Annotated in this window: 20 protein-coding genes; 7 read left to right on the top strand and 13 right to left on the bottom strand. The window is 68.0% G+C overall.

Annotated features, from left to right (window positions below; genetic code table 11):
• Positions 1 to 52 precede the first annotated feature (52 nt).
• From BU124_RS05045 to BU124_RS05010, 8 genes are all read right to left on the bottom strand, one after another.
• On the bottom strand, positions 53 to 1,726 hold the full coding sequence (locus BU124_RS05045; protein WP_084861365.1) for a bifunctional protein tyrosine phosphatase family protein/NAD(P)/FAD-dependent oxidoreductase: 1,674 nt from the start codon (positions 1,724 to 1,726) through the stop codon (positions 53 to 55).
• 38 nt (positions 1,727 to 1,764) lie between these two features.
• The gene (locus tag BU124_RS05040) at positions 1,765 to 2,649 is read right to left on the bottom strand and encodes an MBL fold metallo-hydrolase (protein ID WP_084861364.1); all 885 of its coding nucleotides are present in this window, start codon (positions 2,647 to 2,649) and stop codon (positions 1,765 to 1,767) included.
• A 22-nt stretch (positions 2,650 to 2,671) separates the two neighbouring features.
• Entirely contained in the window at positions 2,672 to 3,118 is a 447-nt protein-coding gene (locus BU124_RS05035; protein WP_084861491.1) for a DUF6691 family protein, read from the bottom strand.
• A gap of 7 nt (positions 3,119 to 3,125) precedes the next feature.
• Positions 3,126 to 3,557: a YeeE/YedE family protein gene (locus tag BU124_RS05030; protein ID WP_084861363.1), complete on the bottom strand. Its 432-nt coding sequence runs from the start codon at positions 3,555 to 3,557 to the stop codon at positions 3,126 to 3,128.
• A 197-nt stretch (positions 3,558 to 3,754) separates the two neighbouring features.
• Positions 3,755 to 4,714 (bottom strand): class II fructose-bisphosphatase, encoded by a 960-nt coding sequence (gene glpX, locus BU124_RS05025; protein WP_084861362.1) that lies wholly within the window; start codon positions 4,712 to 4,714, stop codon positions 3,755 to 3,757.
• Between the two features lie 106 nt (positions 4,715 to 4,820).
• Complete coding sequence (locus tag BU124_RS05020) at positions 4,821 to 5,453, bottom strand: CatA-like O-acetyltransferase (RefSeq protein WP_084861361.1); 633 nt, start codon at positions 5,451 to 5,453, stop codon at positions 4,821 to 4,823.
• Between the two features lie 4 nt (positions 5,454 to 5,457).
• Positions 5,458 to 6,744, bottom strand: a complete 1,287-nt coding sequence (locus tag BU124_RS05015) for a homoserine dehydrogenase (RefSeq protein WP_084861360.1) — start codon at positions 6,742 to 6,744, stop codon at positions 5,458 to 5,460.
• A gap of 51 nt (positions 6,745 to 6,795) precedes the next feature.
• Positions 6,796 to 7,098 (bottom strand): hypothetical protein, encoded by a 303-nt coding sequence (locus tag BU124_RS05010; protein WP_084861359.1) that lies wholly within the window; start codon positions 7,096 to 7,098, stop codon positions 6,796 to 6,798.
• A 184-nt stretch (positions 7,099 to 7,282) separates the two neighbouring features.
• Between BU124_RS05010 and BU124_RS05005 the strand changes: the two genes are divergently transcribed.
• The gene (locus BU124_RS05005; RefSeq protein ID WP_084861358.1) at positions 7,283 to 7,759 is read left to right on the top strand and encodes a hypothetical protein; all 477 of its coding nucleotides are present in this window, start codon (positions 7,283 to 7,285) and stop codon (positions 7,757 to 7,759) included.
• Between the two features lie 53 nt (positions 7,760 to 7,812).
• Here the strand turns inward: BU124_RS05005 and BU124_RS05000 are convergent, their stop codons facing one another.
• The 3 genes from BU124_RS05000 to BU124_RS04990 form a co-directional block, all read right to left on the bottom strand.
• On the bottom strand, positions 7,813 to 8,343 hold the full coding sequence (locus tag BU124_RS05000) for a TadE/TadG family type IV pilus assembly protein (protein ID WP_084861357.1): 531 nt from the start codon (positions 8,341 to 8,343) through the stop codon (positions 7,813 to 7,815).
• Between the two features lie 66 nt (positions 8,344 to 8,409).
• Positions 8,410 to 8,961, bottom strand: a complete 552-nt coding sequence (locus BU124_RS04995; RefSeq protein ID WP_084861356.1) for a TadE/TadG family type IV pilus assembly protein — start codon at positions 8,959 to 8,961, stop codon at positions 8,410 to 8,412.
• A gap of 13 nt (positions 8,962 to 8,974) precedes the next feature.
• Positions 8,975 to 10,735, bottom strand: a complete 1,761-nt coding sequence (locus BU124_RS04990) for a TadE/TadG family type IV pilus assembly protein (RefSeq protein WP_179141865.1) — start codon at positions 10,733 to 10,735, stop codon at positions 8,975 to 8,977.
• 317 nt (positions 10,736 to 11,052) lie between these two features.
• On the opposite strand from BU124_RS04990, the gene BU124_RS04985 reads away from it, so the two are divergent.
• The 6 genes from BU124_RS04985 to BU124_RS04960 all read left to right on the top strand — a co-directional run bounded on the left by BU124_RS04985 (position 11,053) and on the right by BU124_RS04960 (position 18,831).
• A complete protein-coding gene (locus tag BU124_RS04985; protein ID WP_084861354.1) occupies positions 11,053 to 12,489 on the top strand; it encodes a Glu/Leu/Phe/Val family dehydrogenase in 1,437 nt (478 codons plus the stop codon).
• A gap of 126 nt (positions 12,490 to 12,615) precedes the next feature.
• Positions 12,616 to 13,686, top strand: a complete 1,071-nt coding sequence (locus tag BU124_RS04980) for a Hint domain-containing protein (RefSeq protein WP_084861353.1) — start codon at positions 12,616 to 12,618, stop codon at positions 13,684 to 13,686.
• Between the two features lie 144 nt (positions 13,687 to 13,830).
• A complete protein-coding gene (locus tag BU124_RS04975; protein ID WP_084861352.1) occupies positions 13,831 to 15,096 on the top strand; it encodes a sarcosine oxidase subunit beta family protein in 1,266 nt (421 codons plus the stop codon).
• A 9-nt stretch (positions 15,097 to 15,105) separates the two neighbouring features.
• Complete coding sequence (locus BU124_RS04970) at positions 15,106 to 15,372, top strand: sarcosine oxidase subunit delta (RefSeq protein ID WP_084861351.1); 267 nt, start codon at positions 15,106 to 15,108, stop codon at positions 15,370 to 15,372.
• On the top strand, positions 15,369 to 18,299 hold the full coding sequence (locus BU124_RS04965; RefSeq protein ID WP_084861350.1) for a sarcosine oxidase subunit alpha family protein: 2,931 nt from the start codon (positions 15,369 to 15,371) through the stop codon (positions 18,297 to 18,299). The genes BU124_RS04970 and BU124_RS04965 overlap by 4 nt, the downstream gene beginning before the upstream one ends.
• Positions 18,292 to 18,831, top strand: coding sequence for a sarcosine oxidase subunit gamma (locus tag BU124_RS04960; RefSeq protein ID WP_084861489.1), 540 nt, complete (start codon positions 18,292 to 18,294; stop codon positions 18,829 to 18,831). The genes BU124_RS04965 and BU124_RS04960 overlap by 8 nt, the downstream gene beginning before the upstream one ends.
• Positions 18,832 to 18,866: 35 nt before the next feature.
• Here BU124_RS04960 and choV read toward each other — a convergent pair whose 3' ends face one another.
• Both choV and choW read right to left on the bottom strand, forming a co-directional pair.
• The gene (choV, locus tag BU124_RS04955) at positions 18,867 to 19,868 is read right to left on the bottom strand and encodes a choline ABC transporter ATP-binding protein (protein WP_084861349.1); all 1,002 of its coding nucleotides are present in this window, start codon (positions 19,866 to 19,868) and stop codon (positions 18,867 to 18,869) included.
• Complete coding sequence (choW, locus tag BU124_RS04950; protein WP_084861348.1) at positions 19,865 to 20,902, bottom strand: choline ABC transporter permease subunit; 1,038 nt, start codon at positions 20,900 to 20,902, stop codon at positions 19,865 to 19,867. The genes choV and choW overlap by 4 nt, the downstream gene beginning before the upstream one ends.
• Positions 20,903 to 20,930 lie beyond the last annotated feature (28 nt).

Below are 20,930 nucleotides of genomic sequence, written 5' to 3'. Positions count from 1 at the left end.
GCGCCTGCCAGCCCGCGGAGCCGGCGAAACCGGCGCCCGGCGGGGGCTGGGATCAGCTGGCGCTGACCTTCTCGGGGCGGGCCATCCATTCGCGGCCCCGCAGCATGGCACGCCAGTAGACAGGCGGCAGCACCTGTTCCTTGAGAAGCCAGGCCAGGCGCGATGGTTTCTGCCCGTTGATCAGCCACTTGGGAAAGGACGGTTGCAGAGCCCCGCCATAGCCGAACTCGGCCAGGACGATCTTGCCCTTTTCCACTGTCAGCGGGCAGGAGCCGTAGCCGTTGTACTGCACCTGCGGCCCGCGCCCGTCGATGTCGGCCACGAGGTTGTCGGCCACCACCGGGGCCTGCATCCGGGCGGCGGCGGCGGTCTTGGCGTTGGGGGCGTTCATCACGTCGCCCAGCGCCCAGATGTTGTCGAACGCCTTGTGGCGCAGGGTGGCCTGGTCCACGTCGACCCAGCCGGCGGCATCGGCCAGCGGTGAGACCTTGATGAAATCCGGCGCGGTCTGCGGCGGCGTGACGTGCATCATGTCGAAATCGACGGTGACTTCGCGCCCCTCCGCCTCCGGCGGGCTGACCTTGAAGGTCGCCTGTTTGGCGGGGCCGTCAACCGCGATCAGGTTGTGGTGGAAATTGAGGGTCGCGCCGTAGCGTTCGACGTAGCTTTCCAGGGCCGGCACGTAGTCCTTGACCCCGAAGAGCACGCCGCCGGCATTCATGAACTGGATGTCGATCTTGTCCAGAACGCCCATTTCCTCCCAGTTGTTGGCCGACAGATACATCGCCTTCTGCGGCGCGCCGGCGCACTTGATCGGCATGGGCGGCTGGGTGAAGAGCGCGCGGCCCTGTTTCAGGCCCTTGACCAGTTCCCAGGTGTAGGGGGCCAGGTCGTAGCGGTAGTTCGAGGTCACGCCGTTCTTGCCGAGCGTCTCCACCAGCCCGTCCACGGCGCCCCAGTCGAGCTTCAGCCCCGGGGCCACGATCAGCCGGTCGTATTTCACCACACGGCAGCCATCGAGGACCACGGCGTTGTCCTTGGGCTCGAAGGCCGCGACGGCGGACTTGAGCCAATGCACGCCCTTGGGGATCAGGCTGCCCATGGTCTTGGCAGTGGTCGCGGCATCGAAGACGCCGCCGCCGACCATGGTCCAGCCGGGCTGATAGTAATGGATGTCGGCGGGGTCGATCAGCGCGATCTCCAGCCCCTGCCGGCGCTGCAGGATCGAGGCCGCCGCGGCGATGCCCGCCGCGCCGCCGCCGACGATCACCACGTCGTACTTGGCATCCCCCGTATCGGTGGGCGTCTTGCCGCCGTTGACGATGCGGCGCACCACCCCGGCCATGTCATAGCCCGCGGCCTTGGTCCTGGACAGGATCTCGCTAGGGTCCAGCCGGTTGGCGCTGGCCAGCGACCACAGTGTCGCCGAGCGGGTGCCGGTCCGGCAATAGGCCAGGACCGGCCCGGGCAGTTCTGTCAGCGCGGCCTCGAACGCCGAGGCGTCTTCGTCGCTGACCTTGCCGGCGACGATGGGCAGGTAGCGCGCCTCGAGGCCGGCCTTGTTTGCGGCCGCCTCAATCTCCTCGAAGGTGGGCTGGTCGGCCGCCTCGCCGTCGGGGCGGTTGCAGATGACGGCGCGATAGCCCGCCTCCCTGATCGCCGTCAGGTCATCGGGGCAGACCTGCGGGCTGGCGGTGACCGCCTCGGTGATGGTGTTGAATTGCATTGTCGTCTCCTGTGCTCTCGGGGGCGGGGTCGCGGGGCTCACAGCCCGTTGACCGGCACCTTGAGCATCGGGTTGCCGTCCTTGTCGGTCGGGATCTCGCCCGCGCGCATGTTCACCTGCAGCGAGGGGATGATCAGCTTGGGCATGCCCAACTGCGCGTCGCGCTCGGTGCGGAACTTGACGAAATCCTCTTTCGTCTTGCCGCCGCCGACGTGGATGTTGTTGGCCTTCTCTTCGCCCACGGTGGTTTCCCAGGCGATGTCGCGGCCACCCGGGCCGTAGTCGTGGCACATGAACAGGCGCATCTCGTCGGGCAGGGCGAGGACCTTCTGGATGCTGTCATAGAGCGTGGCCGCGTCGCCGCCGGGAAAATCCGCCCGAGCCGAGCCGCCGTCGGGCATGAACAGCGTGTCGCCGACGAAGGCCGCATCGCCCATGACATGCACCATGCAGGCCGGGGTGTGGCCGGGCGTGTACATGGCGAAGACGGGCATGTTGCCGACCATGTAGGTGTCGCCGTCCTCGAACAGGGCGTCGAACTGGCTGCCGTCGCGCTGGAACTCGGTGCCCTCGTTGAAGACCTTTCCGAAGGTGTCCTGCACGACCATGATCTTGGCGCCGATGCCGATCTTGCCGCCGATCTTTTCCTGGATGTAGGGCGCGGCGGAGAGGTGGTCGGCGTGGACGTGGGTCTCGATGATCCACTCAAGCTGCAGGTCCTGGGCCTCGATCTGGCGGATCAGTTCGTCGGCGTGATCGTAGGTGATGCGCCCGGCGGCATAGTCGATGTCCATGACGCTGTCGACGATCGCCGCGCTGTTCGAGGTCGGGTCCTTGACGATATAGGAAATCGTGTTGGTGGCGTCGTCGAAGAACGCCTGGACCTCGGGCTTGATGTCGGTGTTGACGGGATAGTGGGTCATGTCCTGTTCCTTTGGGTCGGGGTCAGGCCGCGGCCGAGCCGGCGCGGCGCGCGGTCAGGGTCTGGGTGGCCTTCGCGGTGAAGATGCCGGCGATCAGCGCGGCGGTGAATGTCAGAACGGCCGGGTTGAGCGTGCCGACGGCGGGCAGGGCGCCACCGGGGCAGAAGCCCGCGATCCCCCAGCCGACGCCGAAGGTGGCCGAGCCGGCTATCAGGCGGGTGTCCAGCTTGCGGTTCTGCGGCACGTGAAACGCCGTTCCCATCAGCGGCTTGCCCGCCGGGCGCGCCACCACCAGCCAGTAGCCCGGCGCGGCCACCAGGATGGCCCCGCCCATCACGAAGATGAGCGACGGGTCCCAGGTGCCGAAAACGTCGAAGAAGTTCAGAACCTTGGCGGGGTTGGCCATGCCGGACATCATGATGCCGATGCCGAAGATCAGGCCGATAAGGTAGGTCGAGACGATGCGCATCATGAGCTTAGACTCCGATTACGTGACGGACCACGTAGACCGTGATCGCGGTGAAGATCATGAAGGTGACGGTCGCGGCGATCGAGCGCGGCGAAAAGCGCGCCATGCCGCAGACGCCGTGGCCGCTGGTGCAGCCCGCGCCGTAGGTGACCCCGATGCCGACGATGAAGCCGCCGAGGACCATCATCAGCGTGCTCACCGGCACCTGGATGGTCGGCTGCTGGCCGGTCACCAGCGTCATCAGGGCGGGGGCCGTCACCATGCCGGCCAGCAGCGCCGCGCGCCAGGACCAGTCCGAGGCCGAGGCCGGTTGCAGGAACCCGGCCAGAACGCCCGTGGCGCCCAGGATGCGGCCCAGGGTCAGCATCAAAAGCACGGTCGAACTGCCGATCAGCAGCCCGCCGAACAGCGACAGGAAGGGTGTGAATTCCGTGGTCATCGGTCTGTCGGTTCCCCAGCGGGGGCGGCGCCGTTGCAGCGGCGCGCGCCCGGTTTCGTGTTGCAGGTTTCCGCAGCACGGTCGGCTGCTTGGAGCAATACATATGTAAAAAACTTAATATGTGCAAGTGTTGTGATGTATTCCCCGCTGCGAAACGGCGTCGGGTTCGCCAGGCCCCCGTTTTCGCTTGATAAAAATCAGATCGGGTTGCGGTAGCGCATGCGCCGGACCGACCCGGTCTTGGACCGCATGAGAATCGTCTCGGTGGTCAGGCTGTCGGGTTCGCGCTGGATGCCGGGCAGAAGCGAGCCGTCGGTTACGCCCGTGGCCGCGAAGATCACGTCGCCGGTGACCATGTCGTCGCGGCTGTAGACCCGGTCGAGGTCGGTGATCCCGGCGGTGTCGGCGCGCGCGCGTTCGGCCGCATCACGGAACACCAGCTGGCCGTACATCTGCCCGCCCATGCATTTCAGCGCGGCGGCCGCCAGAACGCCCTCGGGCGCGCCGCCCTGACCCATGTAGAGGTCGATTCCCGTGGCCGGCTCGGCGCAGTGCATCACCCCGGCGACGTCGCCGTCGGTGATCAGCCGCACCGCCGCGCCGGTGCCGCGCAGTTCGGCGATCATGTCCACGTGGCGCGGGCGTTCGAGCACGCAGACGGTGATGTCCTTGCTCTCACAGCCCTTGGCCGCGGCCAATGCTGCGACCCTCTCGGCCGGCGACATGGCCAGGGTGACCACGCCGGGCGCGTAGCCCGGCCCCACCGCCAGCTTGTCCATGTAGGTGTCGGGCGCGTGCAAAAGCGTCCCGCGTGAGGCCATGGCGATCACCGTCAGCGCATTAGGCATGTCCTTGGCCGTCAGGGTCGTGCCCTCCAGCGGGTCCAGCGCGATGTCCACGTGCGGGCCCTGGCCGTTGCCGACCTCTTCGCCGATGAAGAGCATCGGCGCCTCGTCACGCTCGCCCTCGCCGATGACGACGGTGCCCTGGATGTCGAGCATGTTGAGCTGGTCGCGCATGGCGTTGACGGCGGCCTCGTCGGCGGCTTTCTCGTCGCCGCGGCCGATCCAGTCGGCGCTGGCGATGGCGGCCTGTTCGGCGACCCGGGCCAGGCCCAGCGACAGCATGCGGTCATTGAAATCGGTGGGCAGGGACATCGGCACGGGTCCTTTCGGGAAATGGCATTAGCTGCCGCCTAGCGTGCCCCGGCCGACCTCACAAGCCTGTGCGCGCTAACAGCCGGGCCCGCAGCGGCCCCCGTGCCTAAAAGCTGTCCAGCCTGTCCTGGATCACCGAGATGGCCTGCCCCAGGTGCGCCCCGTCGGCAATGGCGTGGTGCACCTCGGCGGTGAAGGCGCAGGTACTGCGCCCGTTCTCGTCGGTCACGAATTTTCCCCAACTCAGGCGGGGGATGCAATCCTGCGCGTCGGGCATGGCATTGGTCAGCCCGGTGAAATCCACCCAGGGCAGGCAGGACAGGTAAAGCAGGTCGTCGCGTTCACCGGTGTTGGGCACGCGCGCGGCCCCTTCGCGGACCGCCGCGATCTCGGCCGCGGCGGCGGCGTCGAAGGCGGACCAATCGTCGGTGAAGTCGATGTAGCCGAAGCGGAAGCTGCCATCGGGCAGGGCGATGGTGGGCGAGAGCGTCAGCCGATCATGTTCGACCACCGTGTCCGCCCCGCGAAAGCGGGTGCGCAGGTCCGGCACCGCGTGGAACCCGGCCGAAAGCGCGTAAAGGCAGGCCCGGAAGGGCGAAATGCCGTCGGCCTTGCGCGCCATCAGGTGGGTCACGTCCAGCCGCGCCGTCAGGGCGAAATGCGGCCGTTCGTAGCCGCGAAACAGGCGAAAGGCCCCGGCCCGGGGCCAGATCGCGAGGTCGATCACCCGCTCGGCCATGGCCTCAGACCTCCTCGATGCGGATGGCGACGGGGTCGGCCAGTACCACGTCGGTTTCGCGTACCGCGGCAAGCGCGGTGTTCAGGTCGGCGCGGGTGGTCTTGTGGGTGACGATCAGCACCGGGGCCGAGGTGTCCTGATGGCCGTACTGGCGCATCCGGTCGATGGACACACCCGCATCCCCGAGGATCGCGGTGATCTTGGCCAGCGCGCCGGGCTTGTCGATCAGTTGCAGGCGCAGGTAATAGGCCGCCGGAACGGTGGAATTGGCGGGCCGTGCCGCGGCCAGCGTCCCCGCTGGCTGGCCGAAGACCGGCAGCCGCAGCCCCCGCGCGATATCCATCACGTCGCCCATGACGGCACTGGCGGTCGGGCCCTCGCCCGCGCCGGGACCGCGCAGCACGATCTGCTCGACCGCGTCGCCTTCGAGGACGACCATGTTGGTGCCCCCTTCCAGCTGGCCGAGCGGCGAGGCCGCGGGCACCAGGCAGGGCGACATGCGCTGTTCAAGCCCGCGCCCGGTCATCTGCGCCACGCCCAGCAGCTTGATGCGATAGCCCATGTCGGCGGCCTGGCGGATGTCCTCGATGGTGATGGCGCCGATGCCCTCCAGCTCGACCGCGTCGAAGTCGCAGCGCGTGCCGAAGGCCAGCGCGGCCAGGATCGCCAGCTTGTGGCCGGCGTCGATGCCGCCCACGTCAAGCTCGGGGTCGGCCTCCAGAAAGCCCAGGGCGTCGGCCTCGGCAAAGGCCTCCTCGTAGGTCAGGCCCGCGTCCTGCATCCGGGTCAGGATGTAGTTGCAGGTGCCGTTCATCACGCCCATGACGCGGGTCATGCCGTTGCCCGCCAGCCCCTCCATCAGGGTCTTGACGACGGGGATGCCGCCGGCCACGGCCCCTTCGAAGCGCAGGGCGCAGCCGTTGGCCTCGGCCCGGTCGGCCAGGGCCTGTCCGTGATGGGCCAGCATCGCCTTGTTGGCAGTGACCACATGCTTGCCGGCGGCCAGCGCGGCCTCGGTCGCGGCCTTGGCCGGCCCGTCCGAGCCGCCCATGAGTTCGACGAGGACATCCACGTCGTCGCGCCGGGCCAGCGCGACCGGGTCGTCCTCCCAGTCGTAGGGCGACAGGTTGACGCCCCGGTCCTTGTCGCGGGTGCGCGCCGAGATGGCCACGATCTCGATCGGGCGCCCAGCGCGCGCCTCTAGCAGTTTCGCCTGCTGGCGCAGGATGCGCACCACGCCGACGCCGACGGTTCCGAGGCCTGCGATCCCGAGGCGGAGAGGGCTGGTCATCTGGGCGGTCCTTCGCTGTGATCCTGCGCGCCTGTTAGCCCGGATGGGCGGCTACTGCAACGCGGGCGCGCGCCGCTGCAGGCGAGCGCGGTCGGCCGGATCGATCACCGGTGCCTGGCGCAGGCGCGCCGCCCGCGCGGTCAGCGCCGTCAGTCGCGCGGCCAGGGCTGCCGTCGGGTCCGGCCCGGTCCGTGCCGCGGTGTCCAGCGCCGCCGCCCGGGCCAGTGTATCGTCCAGCGGCGCGAGCGCGGGGCCGTCCCCGACCGGTGCCCGGTCAGCAGGCAGGTCCAGGTCGGGAAAGGGGGCACAGGCGGCAAGCCCGCCCAGCAGGACAAGGATCATCAGGCGCATCATACTGACAATAGGGCCGGGCCGGCACCGGGGGCAAGCCGCCCGGGCCGGTTTGTCCACGGCGACGGCGTGCCCTGTCACGGCTCGCACCGGGGGATCTCGCCCTGCTGCGGCGGAGCGCGGGCCTCTGAGGGCTTTCCGCTGCCGTCCGCGCGCGCTATGCCAGCGCCAGCAACAGGAGGCCGCCGTGACCGAAGATGCCCCCATCGCCGTGCTGCGCGCGGCCCCCGGCCGCCGGGTCTTTGCCGTGGCCGTGTTGCTGGCGCTGGCGGGGCTTCTGATCGTGTCGGCCGTGACGCGGCCGCCGGCACCGGGCTGGCAGGCCGTCCTCGTGGTCTTTGCCGGCCTGGCTCTGCTGGGGGCCGAGGCCCTGCGCCGCGCGACGCGGCCGGCCCTGCACCTGCACGCGGATGCGCTGCGCGACAGCAACGGCACCCTGCTGGCCCGGCTGGAGGACGTCACCCGGGTCGAGCGCGGCGCCTTCGCCTTCAAGCCCTCGAACGGCTTCGTGCTGCACTTGCGCGCGCGCCAGCCACGGGCCTGGCAGCCGGGGCTGTGGTGGCGCATGGGCAAGCGGCTCGGCGTGGGCGGCACGGTCTCGGCGGGGGCGTCGCGGGTCATGGCCGACCAGATCGCACTGCGCCTTGCCCAACGCGGCGACTGACACGGCGCACGGCCCGTTCCGGGCAGGGCGCGGTCGGACCCGCCGTCGGGCGGTCAGAAGCAGGACACCGCGCCGTTGTCGCTGCCGTTGCTGCTCCATTTCAGCTGGGCCGAAAAGCGCGGCGATGAGACGACCATGTCCTCGAACCACATCGCCAGGTCACCCCCGGCCGAGAAGATCGGCTCGTGCGCGACGCGTGTCTCGACCATGATAAGGGCCTCGCCGGCGGGCAGGTCCGGTATGCGCTCGGCGGCGACATAGCCGTCCAGGCCCGCGTCGGTCAGGGCGTTCTGACCCCCCCGCGCCTGCGACCAGCAGACATAATACTCCTCGTCGTCGGGGTCCCAGCCGATCACGCTTACACGCAGGTCGGTGTCATGGTTCGAGTCGGTGACGAAGCGGTGCAGCTTCCACATGCTGTCCATGTAAGTCTCGGTGACGTAGTCGCCGCCACGCCGGCTCAGGGCGTCCGAGACCGTATAGGCCGCCTTGACGTTGATCGACTGCGCGCGGAAGGCCTGGAAGAAAACCCAGGTGCCCAGCACGGCGAAGAACAGCAGGGGCAGCACGAATACCGCCTCCACGACGACGCTTCCCGCCTCATTCCGCCTGTGCCGACGCAGCCTTGATGCAATACGACTGATCATGGGTCAACGCGGCTCCATGACGAAGGCGGAGGTCGCGTAGAGCCGGTAGTGCTGATCGTCATACATCCGCGACAGGGTCCAGCCGAGGGCGAAGTCGGGCAGCATCGGTTCGAACTTTCCGCAGGCCCGGAGCAGCATCAGGTGGTTCTGGTTCCCGTTCTCGAAGTTGCGCGCCGGCTCGAAGGGTTCGCTCAGGTTCGCGCAGGACGCCTGGGCGGGCGGATCGGTCCAGTTGTCGGGCTCGATCCGCAGCATCTCGAGCCGCACCTTCGTCATGCAGTCCTGAATGATGCCCGCGCCGTTGCAGATCGACCGGCGCAGGTCCGTCTCGGCGTAGTCCTGGCCGGTGTTCAGGCGCACCTCACGCACGGCAATGTCCATGCCGCGTTCGAGCATCACCTGTCGTGTCATCAGCAGGCCCAGCTCGAACCCCGAGACCGAGAGCACGAACATCGGCAGGAACATGAGGACGAACTCGATGGTGGCGACCCCGCCCGCGGTGCGGCGGCGAAAGCGGCGGAAGCGTCCGAAGGGGGACTGCAAGGTACATCTCATGTCCGGGCGGTCCTTATTGCGTCAGCTTCAGCGCCCGGATGTCCGAGGCGATCGCGCTGAAGGCTTCCGAGATTTCGACACCGTCGACGTCGAAGTAGTGGTTGGGCGAACTGGCGCAGTCGCGCAGGGCGTTCCGCCCCCGCGAGGGCGCCTCGAAGGCGACCGAGTAAATGACTATGTTGCGGTCGCGCGCCGCGGCACAGACCTGGGACAGCCGGGTGTCCGCCTTCGACCCGTTCACGGCCTCTTCGAGCGCGTAATAGGTGGCAACGTAGGTATTGTAGCTGATCTCGCGCTCTTGATATGGTTCCCGGAAGAATTCGCGGTAGATCTCGGTGCGGACCCAGCCCGAGAAAATGTCTTGCCAGGAGGCGTGGTAGACATCGTTGTCGTAAGCCTGTCCGCGCCCCGGCGACTGGGGGTTCTGCGCATCGGCGCTGGTCTCGGACTGGTAGTCGGGATACCCGCGCGGGTGGTCGCCCTCGTCGTCCCAGTAGGGGGCGTCGAGGTGAAAGAACCAGTCGTCCGAGCGCCAGGACGTGCCTTGCCCGCGTGTCTGTATCGAGATCTGGTCCTGGTCCACGTCCCAGAGGGCTTGACCAGCATTGTCCTTGGCGAACCAGATCGACGACAGGCCGCTCTTGTAGGGTTCCCCGAGATCGTATTCGGTGGTGTTTGCTCCGTCGCTCATGAGTACGATCACCTTGAGAACGCCGTTGGGGTCATCCCAGTCCAGCGGGCGACCGTGCACCGGCGTGGCCGGGTCGAGCACAGCGTTCATCGCCGGGCGAATGGCCGGGTCCAGTAGCCCGACCCCCCATTTCACGCCCAGGTCGATGGCGGTGTTGCCGAAATTCGTCATGGCCGAGACGGCATTCTTCAGGGTTTGACGATCGGTTTCGAAGGGCAGGATCGCGTTCTCGGTGCCGGGAAAGCACCAGGGCCTGTCGATGGGGTGGGCCCAGGTGCGGGTGTCGGCTCCGTAGTCGAAATGCGACAGCCGTGTGTAGCCGGCCCCCGCCGTGCCGTCTGGATCCGGTGGCAGGGCGGTCTGGTCGAACATCGAGTCGGGCACGAGGATGCAATTCGACTCGTCGTGGTGATCCGTCATGTCGAACTGGCCGCCCAGCGCAGGGCCGGGGTTGACCACGGCCGAGTAGGGCACCGTCGATATCGAGATCAAGCCTTCGGCGGTTTCGCCGTTGTTGTCGAGGACTGCGTCGATGAAGTCATGCGCCGCCGGGACGAGATTGGCGAAGCGATTGTTGCGCTGCATCGACGACGACACGTCCAGCACCAGCGATACCTCGACGTTGGTCACGCGCTCTTCGGCGGTGGAGGTGCCGCTGACCTTGAGTGTGCGGTCCATTTCTTCGCCCGATTGCAGGAAGGCGCGGGGAAACCCGACGAAGCGCATGGGCAGCTTCACTTCCGCCCCGGCATTGACGATGCGGTAATTCAGCCCCTCCTGCACGCTGGGATCCCCCGACAGGAAATCGGACATGCCCGCGGTTTCGAAGTAGTTGCGTACGACGTCGGCGGGCGGCTGTTCCTGGTCGAGGTCGGCCGCGGCGAGGACGGCCCGGTCCAGCGTGCCCTGCATCTTGGCGCGGGCGGTTTCATACCGCATGAAGTCCACGGCCATGCCGCCCAAGCCGAGGATCAGGACGAACAAGACGAGTCCGAAAAAGGTCACACCGCCGGACTCGTCGCGCCGGAAACGGCCTCGCCGCCCGGCGTAACCCTTGCGGGTAAGCGCTGGTGTGGTGTTCACTGACATTTCCAACCTTTCCCACTTCAGAACCGTGGCGGCCATCCGTGACCGCATTACCCCGACATCAATGGAGCAGGCCGCGGTGGCGAAAATGAGGCACGAAAGCGGCCATGAGGCAGCGAATGTCGCTGCCATGGAAACCGTCCGGTGCTGGCGCACCGACTGTTGTGTCACGCCTGCCAATCGGTCGTCGCGGGCGTCGGAAGGGGCGCGGCGCGGCCTGCTGAAGGAAGTGTTCAAATTTTCAGCGAATCGGCGTTAGGGTCACCCGAGGGCGGCAGCAGACCGTCCGCCAATACTGCAAGGAGGGACCCCCGATGAACATCATGCCCCAGAACGAGCCGACATTCCGCGAAAGCGTGGACATCATGTACAACCGGGCGGTGGCCCTGATGGATCTGCCCCCGGGGCTGGAGGAGAAGATCCGGGTCTGCAACGCCACCTACACGGTCCGGTTCGGCGTGCGGCTGCGGGGCAAGGTCGAAACCTTCACCGGCTATCGGTCCGTGCATTCGGAACACATGGAGCCGGTCAAGGGCGGCATCCGATTTTCGCTGGCCGTGAACCAGGACGAGGTCGAGGCGCTGGCGGCGCTGATGACCTACAAGTGCGCCGTGGTCGAGGCCCCCTTCGGCGGCTCCAAGGGCGGGCTCTGCGTCGATCCCAACCAGTGGGAAGAACACGAGATGGAGCAGATCACCCGCCGCTTCGCCTATGAACTGGCCAAGCGCGACCTGATCAACCCCTCCCAGAACGTGCCTGCCCCGGACATGGGCACCGGTGAACGGGAAATGTCCTGGATCGCCGACCAGTATCGCCGCATGAACACCACCGACATCAACGCCGCGGCCTGTGTCACCGGCAAGCCGCCGCACGCGGGCGGCATCCAGGGCCGGGTCGAGGCGACGGGCCGCGGTGTCGAATACGCCCTGCGCGAGTTCTTCCGCGAACCCGAGGACGTGAAGAAAGCGGGCCTGTCGGGCACGCTCGACGGCAAGCGCGTGGTCGTCCAGGGCCTGGGCAACGTGGGCTACCACGCCGCCAAGTTCCTGTCCGAGGAGGACGGCTGCAAGGTCATCGGCATCATCGAGCGCGACGGCGCGCTGTTCAACGAGGCCGGCATCGACGTCGAGGCGGTGCGCCAGTGGATCGTCAAGCACGGCGGCGTCGCGACTTACCCCGATGCAACGCATCACGCCGACGGCTCCAAGGTGCTGGAAGCCGAGTGCGACATCCTGGTGCCGGCGGCGCTGGAGGGGGTCATCAACCTGCAGAATGCCCCGCGCATCAAGGCCCCGCTGATCATCGAGGCGGCCAACGGCCCCGTCACCGCCGGGGCCGACGAGTTGCTGCGCGAGCGCGGCACCGTGGTCATCCCCGACCTTTACGCCAATGCGGGCGGTGTCACCGTGTCCTACTTCGAGTGGGTCAAGAACCTCAGCCATATCCGCTTCGGCCGGATGCAGCGCCGCCAGGAAGAGGCCCGGCACGAACTGATCGTCAACGAGCTGGAGCGGCTGGACGCGATGCTGGGCGATGCCTGGTCCATGTCGCCCGACTTCAAGCGGCGCTACATGCGCGGCGCGGACGAGCTGGAACTGGTGCGCTCGGGGCTGGACGACACCATGCGCGCCGCCTTCCAGGCCATGCGCGAGACTTGGCACGGGCGCAGCGACGTGCACGACCTGCGCACCGCCGGCTTCATCACCGCGATCGAGCGCGTCGCGCAAAGCTACGCGGCCAAGGGGCTGTGACCGGCGGGGCGGGCCGCCGCGCGGCAGCGCGCGGGAACAACGGTTTACCGAAATGATACCAAATTTGTGCCACTGTGTCCTGAAATGGGGGTGAAGATTGTAGAAAGACGATAGCCGGGACGTCGCATGCCGAGCATACAGATGATCAGCGCCGCGGGGATCACTGCGATGGACACGAGCGGCAATCCGACGACGCTGGGGCAGACATCGCAGGGTGAGGGGTCGCATCTGGGCTCAATCACGCTGGATTCGGCCGCGGATTTCCAGGAGGTCGCGCTCGAAGACACTGCCGGGCGCCCCGACTACTTCGAGGACAGCGAGGCCCAGACACTTTCCGGCGAAACGACAATCGATGGCACCACCTACAGTGCCGGCACGAATGTCGAAGCCGAGTACCGGATCACGCTTCAGGACTCGGGCGGCAACAATTACTTCGCCTGGGCGGTCGAGGTGGAGGATGGAGACGGCACCGGCTATGAGAACGTCGTCGGCCTGACCTTCGAGGGCGGCAGCGTTCCGCCGCGGGGCGAGGAACTGGAGGTCGTCGCCAACACCGACCTCTTCAACCTTCCCGGCGACAACACGCGGGAGCTGAAGTATTCCGATGGCGTGCCCTGCTTCACGGCGGGCACGCAAATCCTGACGCCAGGCGGGCCGCGCCCGGTCGAGGACCTGGCACCCGGCGACCTGGTGGTGACCCGTGATGCCGGGCCGCAGCCGATCCGCTGGGCGGGACGGGTCGAGGTCGATGCCGCCCGCTTGCGCAATGACCCGGCGTTACGGCCCGTGCGCATCGCCGCGCATGCCTTCGGCCCGGGACGCCCGGCGCGCGACCTGCGGCTGTCGCAACAGCACCGCCTGCTCGTCGCGGGGCCGTGGGTGCCGCTGTATTTCGGCCACGACCAGGTGCTCTGTGCCGCGGTGCACATGGTCAACGGGCGGACGGTGCGCCTCGACCGTGCGGAACGGCGCGTGGTCTATCACCATTTCCTGTGCGACGCGCATCAGGTCGTCTATGCCGACGGGCTGGAGGCGGAAAGCTTCCTGCCCGGCGACGTGGGGCTGAACGGTGTGCCGGTCGCAGCGCGTGACGAATTGCTGCGCCTGTTCCCCGAACTGTCCGCCGCGCCAGAGGTGCCCGCGTTCGAGGCCGCCCGCCCGATCCTGCGCTGGCACGAGGCCGCGTTACTGGCCTGAGCCGAAGCCAGGGTTTACCTCTGCCGGCAGGAAAGTCGCCGCTTGGCCAGCCTTTGTCGCGCAAATCCAACCGACGGCGGCGCAAGGCATTGAAACCTGCGGCGGCGGGCGCTTGACTGGCGTGGCGCGACGAAAGGGCAAAGCATGGGTGTCTCGGGCGGCTATTCGGGGTTTCGCGTTCTCAAGGAAGGGGTGTTCGGCCAGAAAGGCTGGAAACCCGTCTGGCGCGATCCCGACCCCAAACCGGACTACGACATCGTCATAATCGGTGGTGGCGGGCACGGGCTGGCGACAGCCTATTACCTGGCCCGCGAACACGGGCTGACCAATGTCGCCGTTCTGGAAAAGGGCTATATCGGCGGCGGCAACGTCGGCCGCAACACCACCATCGTGCGGGCCAACTACTTCCTGCCCGGCAATTCCGAGTTCTACAGCCATTCGCTGAAACTCTGGGAAGGCATGGAGCAGGAGCTCAACTACAACGTCATGCATTCGCAGCGTGGGCTGATCAACCTGTTCCATTCCGACGGTCAGCGCGATGCCTTCGCCCGGCGCGGCAATGCCATGGTCAACCAGGGCGATGACGCCATCCTGCTGGACCGCGAGGGCGTGCGCGCCCATCTGCCCTACCTGGATTTCGACACGGCGCGGTTCCCGATCTACGGCGGGCTGTATCACCCGCGCGGGGGCACGGCGCGGCACGATGCCGTGGCCTGGGGCTATGCTCGCGGGGCCGACCGGCGCGGCGTCGACCTGATCCAGAATTGCGCGGTCACCGGCATCGACATCGAGGCCGGCCGCGTGCGCGGCGTGCAGACCACGCGCGGCGCGATCCGGGCGCGCAAGGTCGCCATCGTCACCGCCGGGCGCTCGGGGCAGGTGGCGGAAATGGCCGGGATGCGCCTGCCGATCGAAAGCCACGTGCTGCAGGCCTTCGTCACCGAGGGGCTGAAACCGGTCATCGACCACGTTGTCAGTTTCGGCATGGGGCACTTCTACATCAGCCAGTCCGACAAGGGCGGGCTGGTCTTCGGTGGTGACCTGGATTTCTATGCCTCCTACGCCAGCCGCGGCAACCTGCCCATGGCCGAACACGTCATGGAGGCAGCGATGACCCTGATGCCCGCCATCGGCAAGGCGCGCGTGCTGCGCAGCTGGGGCGGGATCATGGACATGACGCCGGACGGCAGCCCGATCATCGACAAGACCGAGACCGAGGGCCTCTTTCTCGATTGCGGCTGGTGCTACGGCGGGTTCAAGGCGGTGCCCGGCTCGGGCTTTGCGCTGGCGCACCTGATCGCGACGGGCCGGCATCACGAACCGGCTGCGAAATTCCGGCTGGACCGGTTCCGCACCGGCCGCGGCCTGATGGACGAAGAGGGCACCGGCTCTCAGCACAACCTGCACTGAGGACACGAAATGCGTATCCCTTGCCCCCTCTGCGGACCCCGTGACCGGCGCGAGTTTGCCTACCAGGGCGCGGCCGTGATGCTCGACCGTCCAGCCCCCGACGCGGGCGACGCCGCCTGGGACGACTACCTGCACAATCGCGCCAACCCCTGTGGCGAAACCCGCGACCTGTGGTTTCACGAGGCCGGCTGCGGCGCCTGGCTGGTGGTGACGCGCGATACCGCCACGCATGAGGTCACGGGCGCCGAGCTGGCCGAGACGGTGGCGTCGTCATGAGGATTGCGGGCCGCGGGCTGGACCAGGGCACAACCTCCGTGCCCTTCACCTTCGACGGCGAACGCCTGACCGGGCGGGCGGGCGACACGCTGGCCGCGGCGCTGATCGCCAATGACAAGCGCGTCGTGGCCCGGTCCTTCAAGTATCACCGCCCGCGCGGCATCCTGACCGCCGGGTCCGAGGAGCCCAACGCGCTGGTGACCGTGGGCCACGGACCGCAGGCCGACCCCAACGTGCGCGCCACCGTGCAGGAGCTGTACGAGGGGCTCGAGGCGCGCAGCCAGAATGCCTATCCGTCGGTGGATTTCGACCTGATGGCGGTCAACGACCTGATGTCGCCCTTCCTGGGGGCGGGGTTCTACTACAAGACTTTCATGTGGCCGAAGAGCTTCTGGGAAAAGCTCTACGAGCCGGTCATCCGCCGCGCCGCCGGGCTGGGCGCGCTGTCGGGGCTGGCCAACGAGGATACCTATGAGAAGGCCTTCGCCCATTGCGATGTGCTGGTGATCGGGGCCGGCGCGGCCGGGCTGATGGCCGCGTGGGCGGCGGCGCGCGCCGGGGCCGATGTGATCCTGGCCGACGAGGATGCCCGCATGGGCGGCCGCCTTCTGGCCGAGACCGAGGAGGTGAGCGGCCAGCCGGGCCATGCCTGGGCCGCGGACAGGGTGGCCGAGCTGGCGGCGATGGACAACGTCCGCCTGATGCCGCGGACGGCCTTGACCGGTGCCTACGATCAGGGCACCTTCGGGGCGCTGGAACGGGTGGGCCGGCACCACCCCCACCGGCCCGGCAAGCCGCTGGAGTGTTTCTGGCGCATCGTCGCCCGGCGCGCGATCCTCTGTGCCGGGGCGCTGGAACGGCCCGTGGCCTTCCCGAACAACGACCGCCCCGGCATCATGACGGCGGGCGCCGTGCGCGCCTACCTCAACCGCTGGGGCGTGGTCGCGGGCCGCAAGGTCGCGGTCTTTGCCAACAACGACGGGGCGCACCGCACCGCGCTGGACCTGATGGCGGCGGGCGTCGACGTCTCGGCGGTGATCGACAGCCGGGCCGAGGCGCAGGCGCTGGGCGATTACAAGCTCTTCGCCGGGGCGCGGGTCATCGGCACCCGGGGGCGCAAGGGGCTGGAAAGCCTGTCGCTGCGCCAGGGCGACCGGACCCTGCGGATCGAGGCCGAGTGCCTGGCCGTCTCGGGCGGCTGGAACCCCTCGGTCCACCTGGCCTGCCACATGAACGGGCGGCCCGAATGGGACGCGACCACGCTCAGCTTCCTGCCGCGGAGTGGCATGGTGCCGGGGATGGTGGCCGCCGGGGCCGCGCGCGGGCAGTTTTCCACCGCCGCCTGCCTGGCCGACGGCGCCCGCGTGGCGGCGGACGTGGCCGCCGAGTTGGGCCTGACGCCCGCTGACACCCCGGTGCCGGACGCCGAGGACCGTCCCTATCGCATCGAGGAGCTTTGGGCGGTCGAGGGCCGGGGCCGCAAATGGCTCGATTTCCAGAACGACGTGCACGTCAAGGATGTGCGGCTCGCCGCGCAGGAGAACTTCCGCTCGGTCGAGCACATGAAGCGCTACACCACGCAAGGCATGGCGACCGACCAGGGCAAGAATTCCAACGTCGCCGCGCTGGCCGTGCTGGCTGATGCCACGGGGCGCAGCATCCCCGAGACGGGTACGACCACCTTCCGCCCCCCCTACACGCCGGTCTCCATCGCCGCGATGGGGGCGGGGGCGCAGGGCATGGGGTTCGCGCCGCGTCGCCTGACCACCAGCCACAAGGCCAGCGTCGATCGCGGCGCGCCCATGATCGAGGCCGGGTTGTGGTATCGCCCCGCCTATTTCCCGAAACCCGGTGACGCGTCCTGGCAGGAGGCCTGCAACCGCGAGGTCACCACGGTGCGCACTGCCGTGGGGGTCTGCGACGTCTCCACCCTGGGCAAGATCGACATCCAGGGGCCGGATGCGGCGGCCTTGCTGGATTTCGTCTATGCCAACACCTTCAGCACGTTGAAGGTAGGGCGCGTTCGCTATGGCCTGATGCTACGCGAGGACGGCCATGTCATGGACGACGGCACCACCGCGCGGCTGGGCGAGGATCACTTCCTGATGACCACGACGACCGCCGCCGCCGGGCTGGTCATGCGCCACCTGGAATGGGTGGCGCAGACCCTGCGCCCCGAGCTGGACGTGGTTTTCACTAGCGCGACCGAGCACTGGGCGCAGTTCGCCGTGGCTGGGCCGAAATCGCGCGACCTGCTGGATGCTGTCGTCGACGGTGGCCTCGACCCCGCCGCCTGGCCCTTCATGGCCTGCGGTGCGGTCGACGTGATGGGCGTGCCGGGGCGGTTGTTCCGCATCTCGTTTTCCGGCGAACATGCCTACGAGGTCGCCGTGCCCGCCCGCCACGGGGCCGCGCTCTACCGTGTCTTGCTGGCGCAGGCCGAGGCGCTGGGCGGTGGCGCCTACGGGATCGAGGCGCTCAATGTTCTGCGCATCGAGAAGGGCCATGTCACCCATGCCGAGATCCACGGCCGGACCACGGCCTTCGACATCGGATGCGAGGGGATGGTCAGCAAGAAGAAGGATTGCGTCGGCTTTGCCACCTCGCGCCGTCCGGGCCTTCTGGAGGACAGCCGCGAACAGCTGGTGGGGCTCAAACCCGTCGATCCCGCGGGCCGGCTGACAGGCGGGGCGCATCTCTTCGCCGAAACGGCCGACCCCGTGCGCAGCAACGATCAGGGCTATGTCACCAGCACCTGCCATTCGCCGACGCTGGGGCATGACCTGGCGCTGGGGTTCCTTGCCAATGGCCGGGCGCGGCACGGTGAAACCATCAAGATGGTCGATCACCTGCGCGGGGTCACGACGCTGGCGCGGGTGTGCGAGCCGGTCTTTTTCGACAGGAAAGGTGAGCGTGTCCGTGGCTAATCTTGTCGTCCTTTCGCCCTGTGACGGGCTTTTGCCGGGCACCATCGGCGCGGTGTCGATCACCGAAACGACACCCGGTCGGATCACCGCGATCCTGCCCTTCAAGGGGCAGGACGACGCGGTGAGCGTGGCCCTGAAATCGGCCCTCGGCGTGGGCTTTCCGGCCCCCGGGCGCAGCCAGGCCGTGGGGGACGTGCGCACGCTCTGGGTCGGCCGGGGCGAGGCGCTGCTGATGGGGGCCGACTGCCCCGACCTGCCGGGGGCCGCCTGCGTGGATCAATCCGACGCCTGGGCCACGGTCGAAATCACCGGCACGCCAGTCGAGGAGGTTCTGGCGCGGCTGGTCCCGGTGGACCTGCGCGCGGCGACGTTCGACCCCGGCCACACGGCCAGGACCCTGCTGGGCCACATGACCGCGAGCGTGACGCGCACGGGGGCAAGTGCCTTCGAGATCATGGTGTTCCGGTCCATGGCCGAAACCCTGGTCGAGAACCTCGCCCATGCTGCAAGTGCCGTTGCCGCCCGAAGCTGAGGCGCAAGAATTTTCCGGAAAATTCTTCGCCCGCGTCAGCCGATACGCGCCAGCACCGAGGCCTGCGTGACCTTGCCGATGGGCCTGCCGGCCTCGGCCACGGTCAGGCTTGGGGCCTCCTGCAACCGCGCGATCAGGTCGGTGAGCGGCAGTTCGGCGTCCACCTCCGGCCCCTCGGCGCCCTCGATCATGACGTCGCGGGCGCGCAGCACGCCCAGCGGGTTCATGTTGGCCACGAAGTCGGCCACGTAGGCATTGGCCGGGCTGGAGAAGATCTCGCGCGGGGTGCCGCATTGCACGATGCGCCCGCCCTCCATGATGGCGATGCGATTGCCGATCTTGAACGCCTCGTCCAGGTCGTGGCTGACAAAGATGATGGTCTTGCCCAGCCGTTTCTGCAGGTCCAGCAACTCATCCTGCAGCCGCGTCCGGATCAGCGGGTCCAGCGCCGAGAACGGCTCGTCCATCAGCAGGATCGGCGCGTCCGTGGCAAAGGCGCGGGCGAGGCCCACGCGCTGTTGCATCCCGCCCGACAACTCGGCGACCAGCGCATCGGCCCGGTCATCGAGGCCCACCAGCGCGAGCTGTTCGGCGACCTTGGCGTGACGCTCGGCCTTGCCCATGCCGTCCAGTTCCAGGCCGAGGCCGACGTTGTCGCGCACGCTGCGCCAGGGCAGCAGGCCGAATTGCTGGAAGACCATGGCGATCTTCTTGCGGCGCAGGCGGCGCAGCGTGGCGGTGTCGGCATGGGTCACGCTGACCGTCTCGCCGCCTTCGGCGACCCGCACCTCGCCGCGCACCACAGGGTTCAGCCCGTTGACCGCGCGCAGCAGCGTGGACTTGCCCGACCCGGACAGGCCCATCAGGACCAGGATCTCGCCCTCTTGCACCGCGATGGAACAGTCGTGCACGCCCAGCACCTGGCCCGTCGCCGTCTGGATCTCGCCACGCTCCTGGCCGGCGTCCATCAGGGGCAGGGCGCGTTCAGGCTTGTCGCCGAAGACGATCGAGACCCGGTCGAATTCCACGGCACTCATTTGCGGTCCACCCTCAGGATCCTGTCGAGTATGATGGCGACGATCACGATCACCAGCCCGCTTTCGAAGCCCTTGGCGGTGTCCACCGTGTTCAGCGCGCGCACCACCGGTACGCCCAGCCCGTCGGCGCCGACAAGGGCGGCGATCACGACCATGGACAGCGACAGCATGATGGTCTGGTTCAGCCCGGTCATGATCTGCGGCAGGGCCGAGGGCAGTTCAATCTTCCACAGCTTTTGGCGCGGCGTCGCGCCGAAGGCATCCGCGGCCTCCAACAGCGCCAGCGGGGTCGAGGCGATGCCCAGTTGCGTCAGCCGGATCGGGGCGGGCACCACGAAAATCACCGTGGCCACAAGGCCCGGCACCATGCCGATGCCGAAAAAGACGATGGCCGGGATCAGGTAGACGAAGGGCGGCAGGGTCTGCATCAGGTCCAGCACCGGACGTATCCAGGCATAAAGTCGTGGACGGTGCGCGGCGGCGATCCCGATCGGCACGCCCACGGCCATGCAGACGACACAGGCCGACAGCACGAGGCTGAGGCTTTCGGCCGTCTCCTCCCAATAGCCCTGGTCAAGGATGAACAGGAACCCCAGCGTTACGAAGGCGGCCGTCGTCAGACGCCGGTGCAGGGCATAGACCAGCACGACAATAACCGCGACGATCACGAAGGGATGGGTCGCCTCGTTCCAGACCGCGACATAAGGCTCGAACCCGCGCCCGGTGATCCAGTTCGTTCCAGGCGGGCGCGACAGCAGCGCCAGCAGGACTTCGATCAGCATTTCGACGCTGTCGGAAAAAGCGTCCAGAAACCCCTGGGCGCCGTCGCGCACGTAATCGAACCCGCGGCTGGCCGTCTCGCCTACGGGCAGTTTTTCGTCGGTGACGCCGAGCAGCCGTTGCGGCAGCCATGTCAGAAACCACCACAACGCAGGGATCAGCCACCAGACGAAATCCCAAAGGGCAACGATGCACCACCAGAAGGCATTGGCGATGGCGGCCACCGCATCGAGAATGGTGTCGAGAAAGGACATCTGTCCGCCTATCGAAAACGGGCCGCCC

This window comes from Salibaculum halophilum, from assembly GCF_002094885.1.
GTDB lineage: Bacteria > Pseudomonadota > Alphaproteobacteria > Rhodobacterales > Rhodobacteraceae > Salibaculum > Salibaculum halophilum.
Note: the sequence above shows the minus strand (reverse complement) of the source record. Positions and strands in the feature narration are given on the sequence as shown.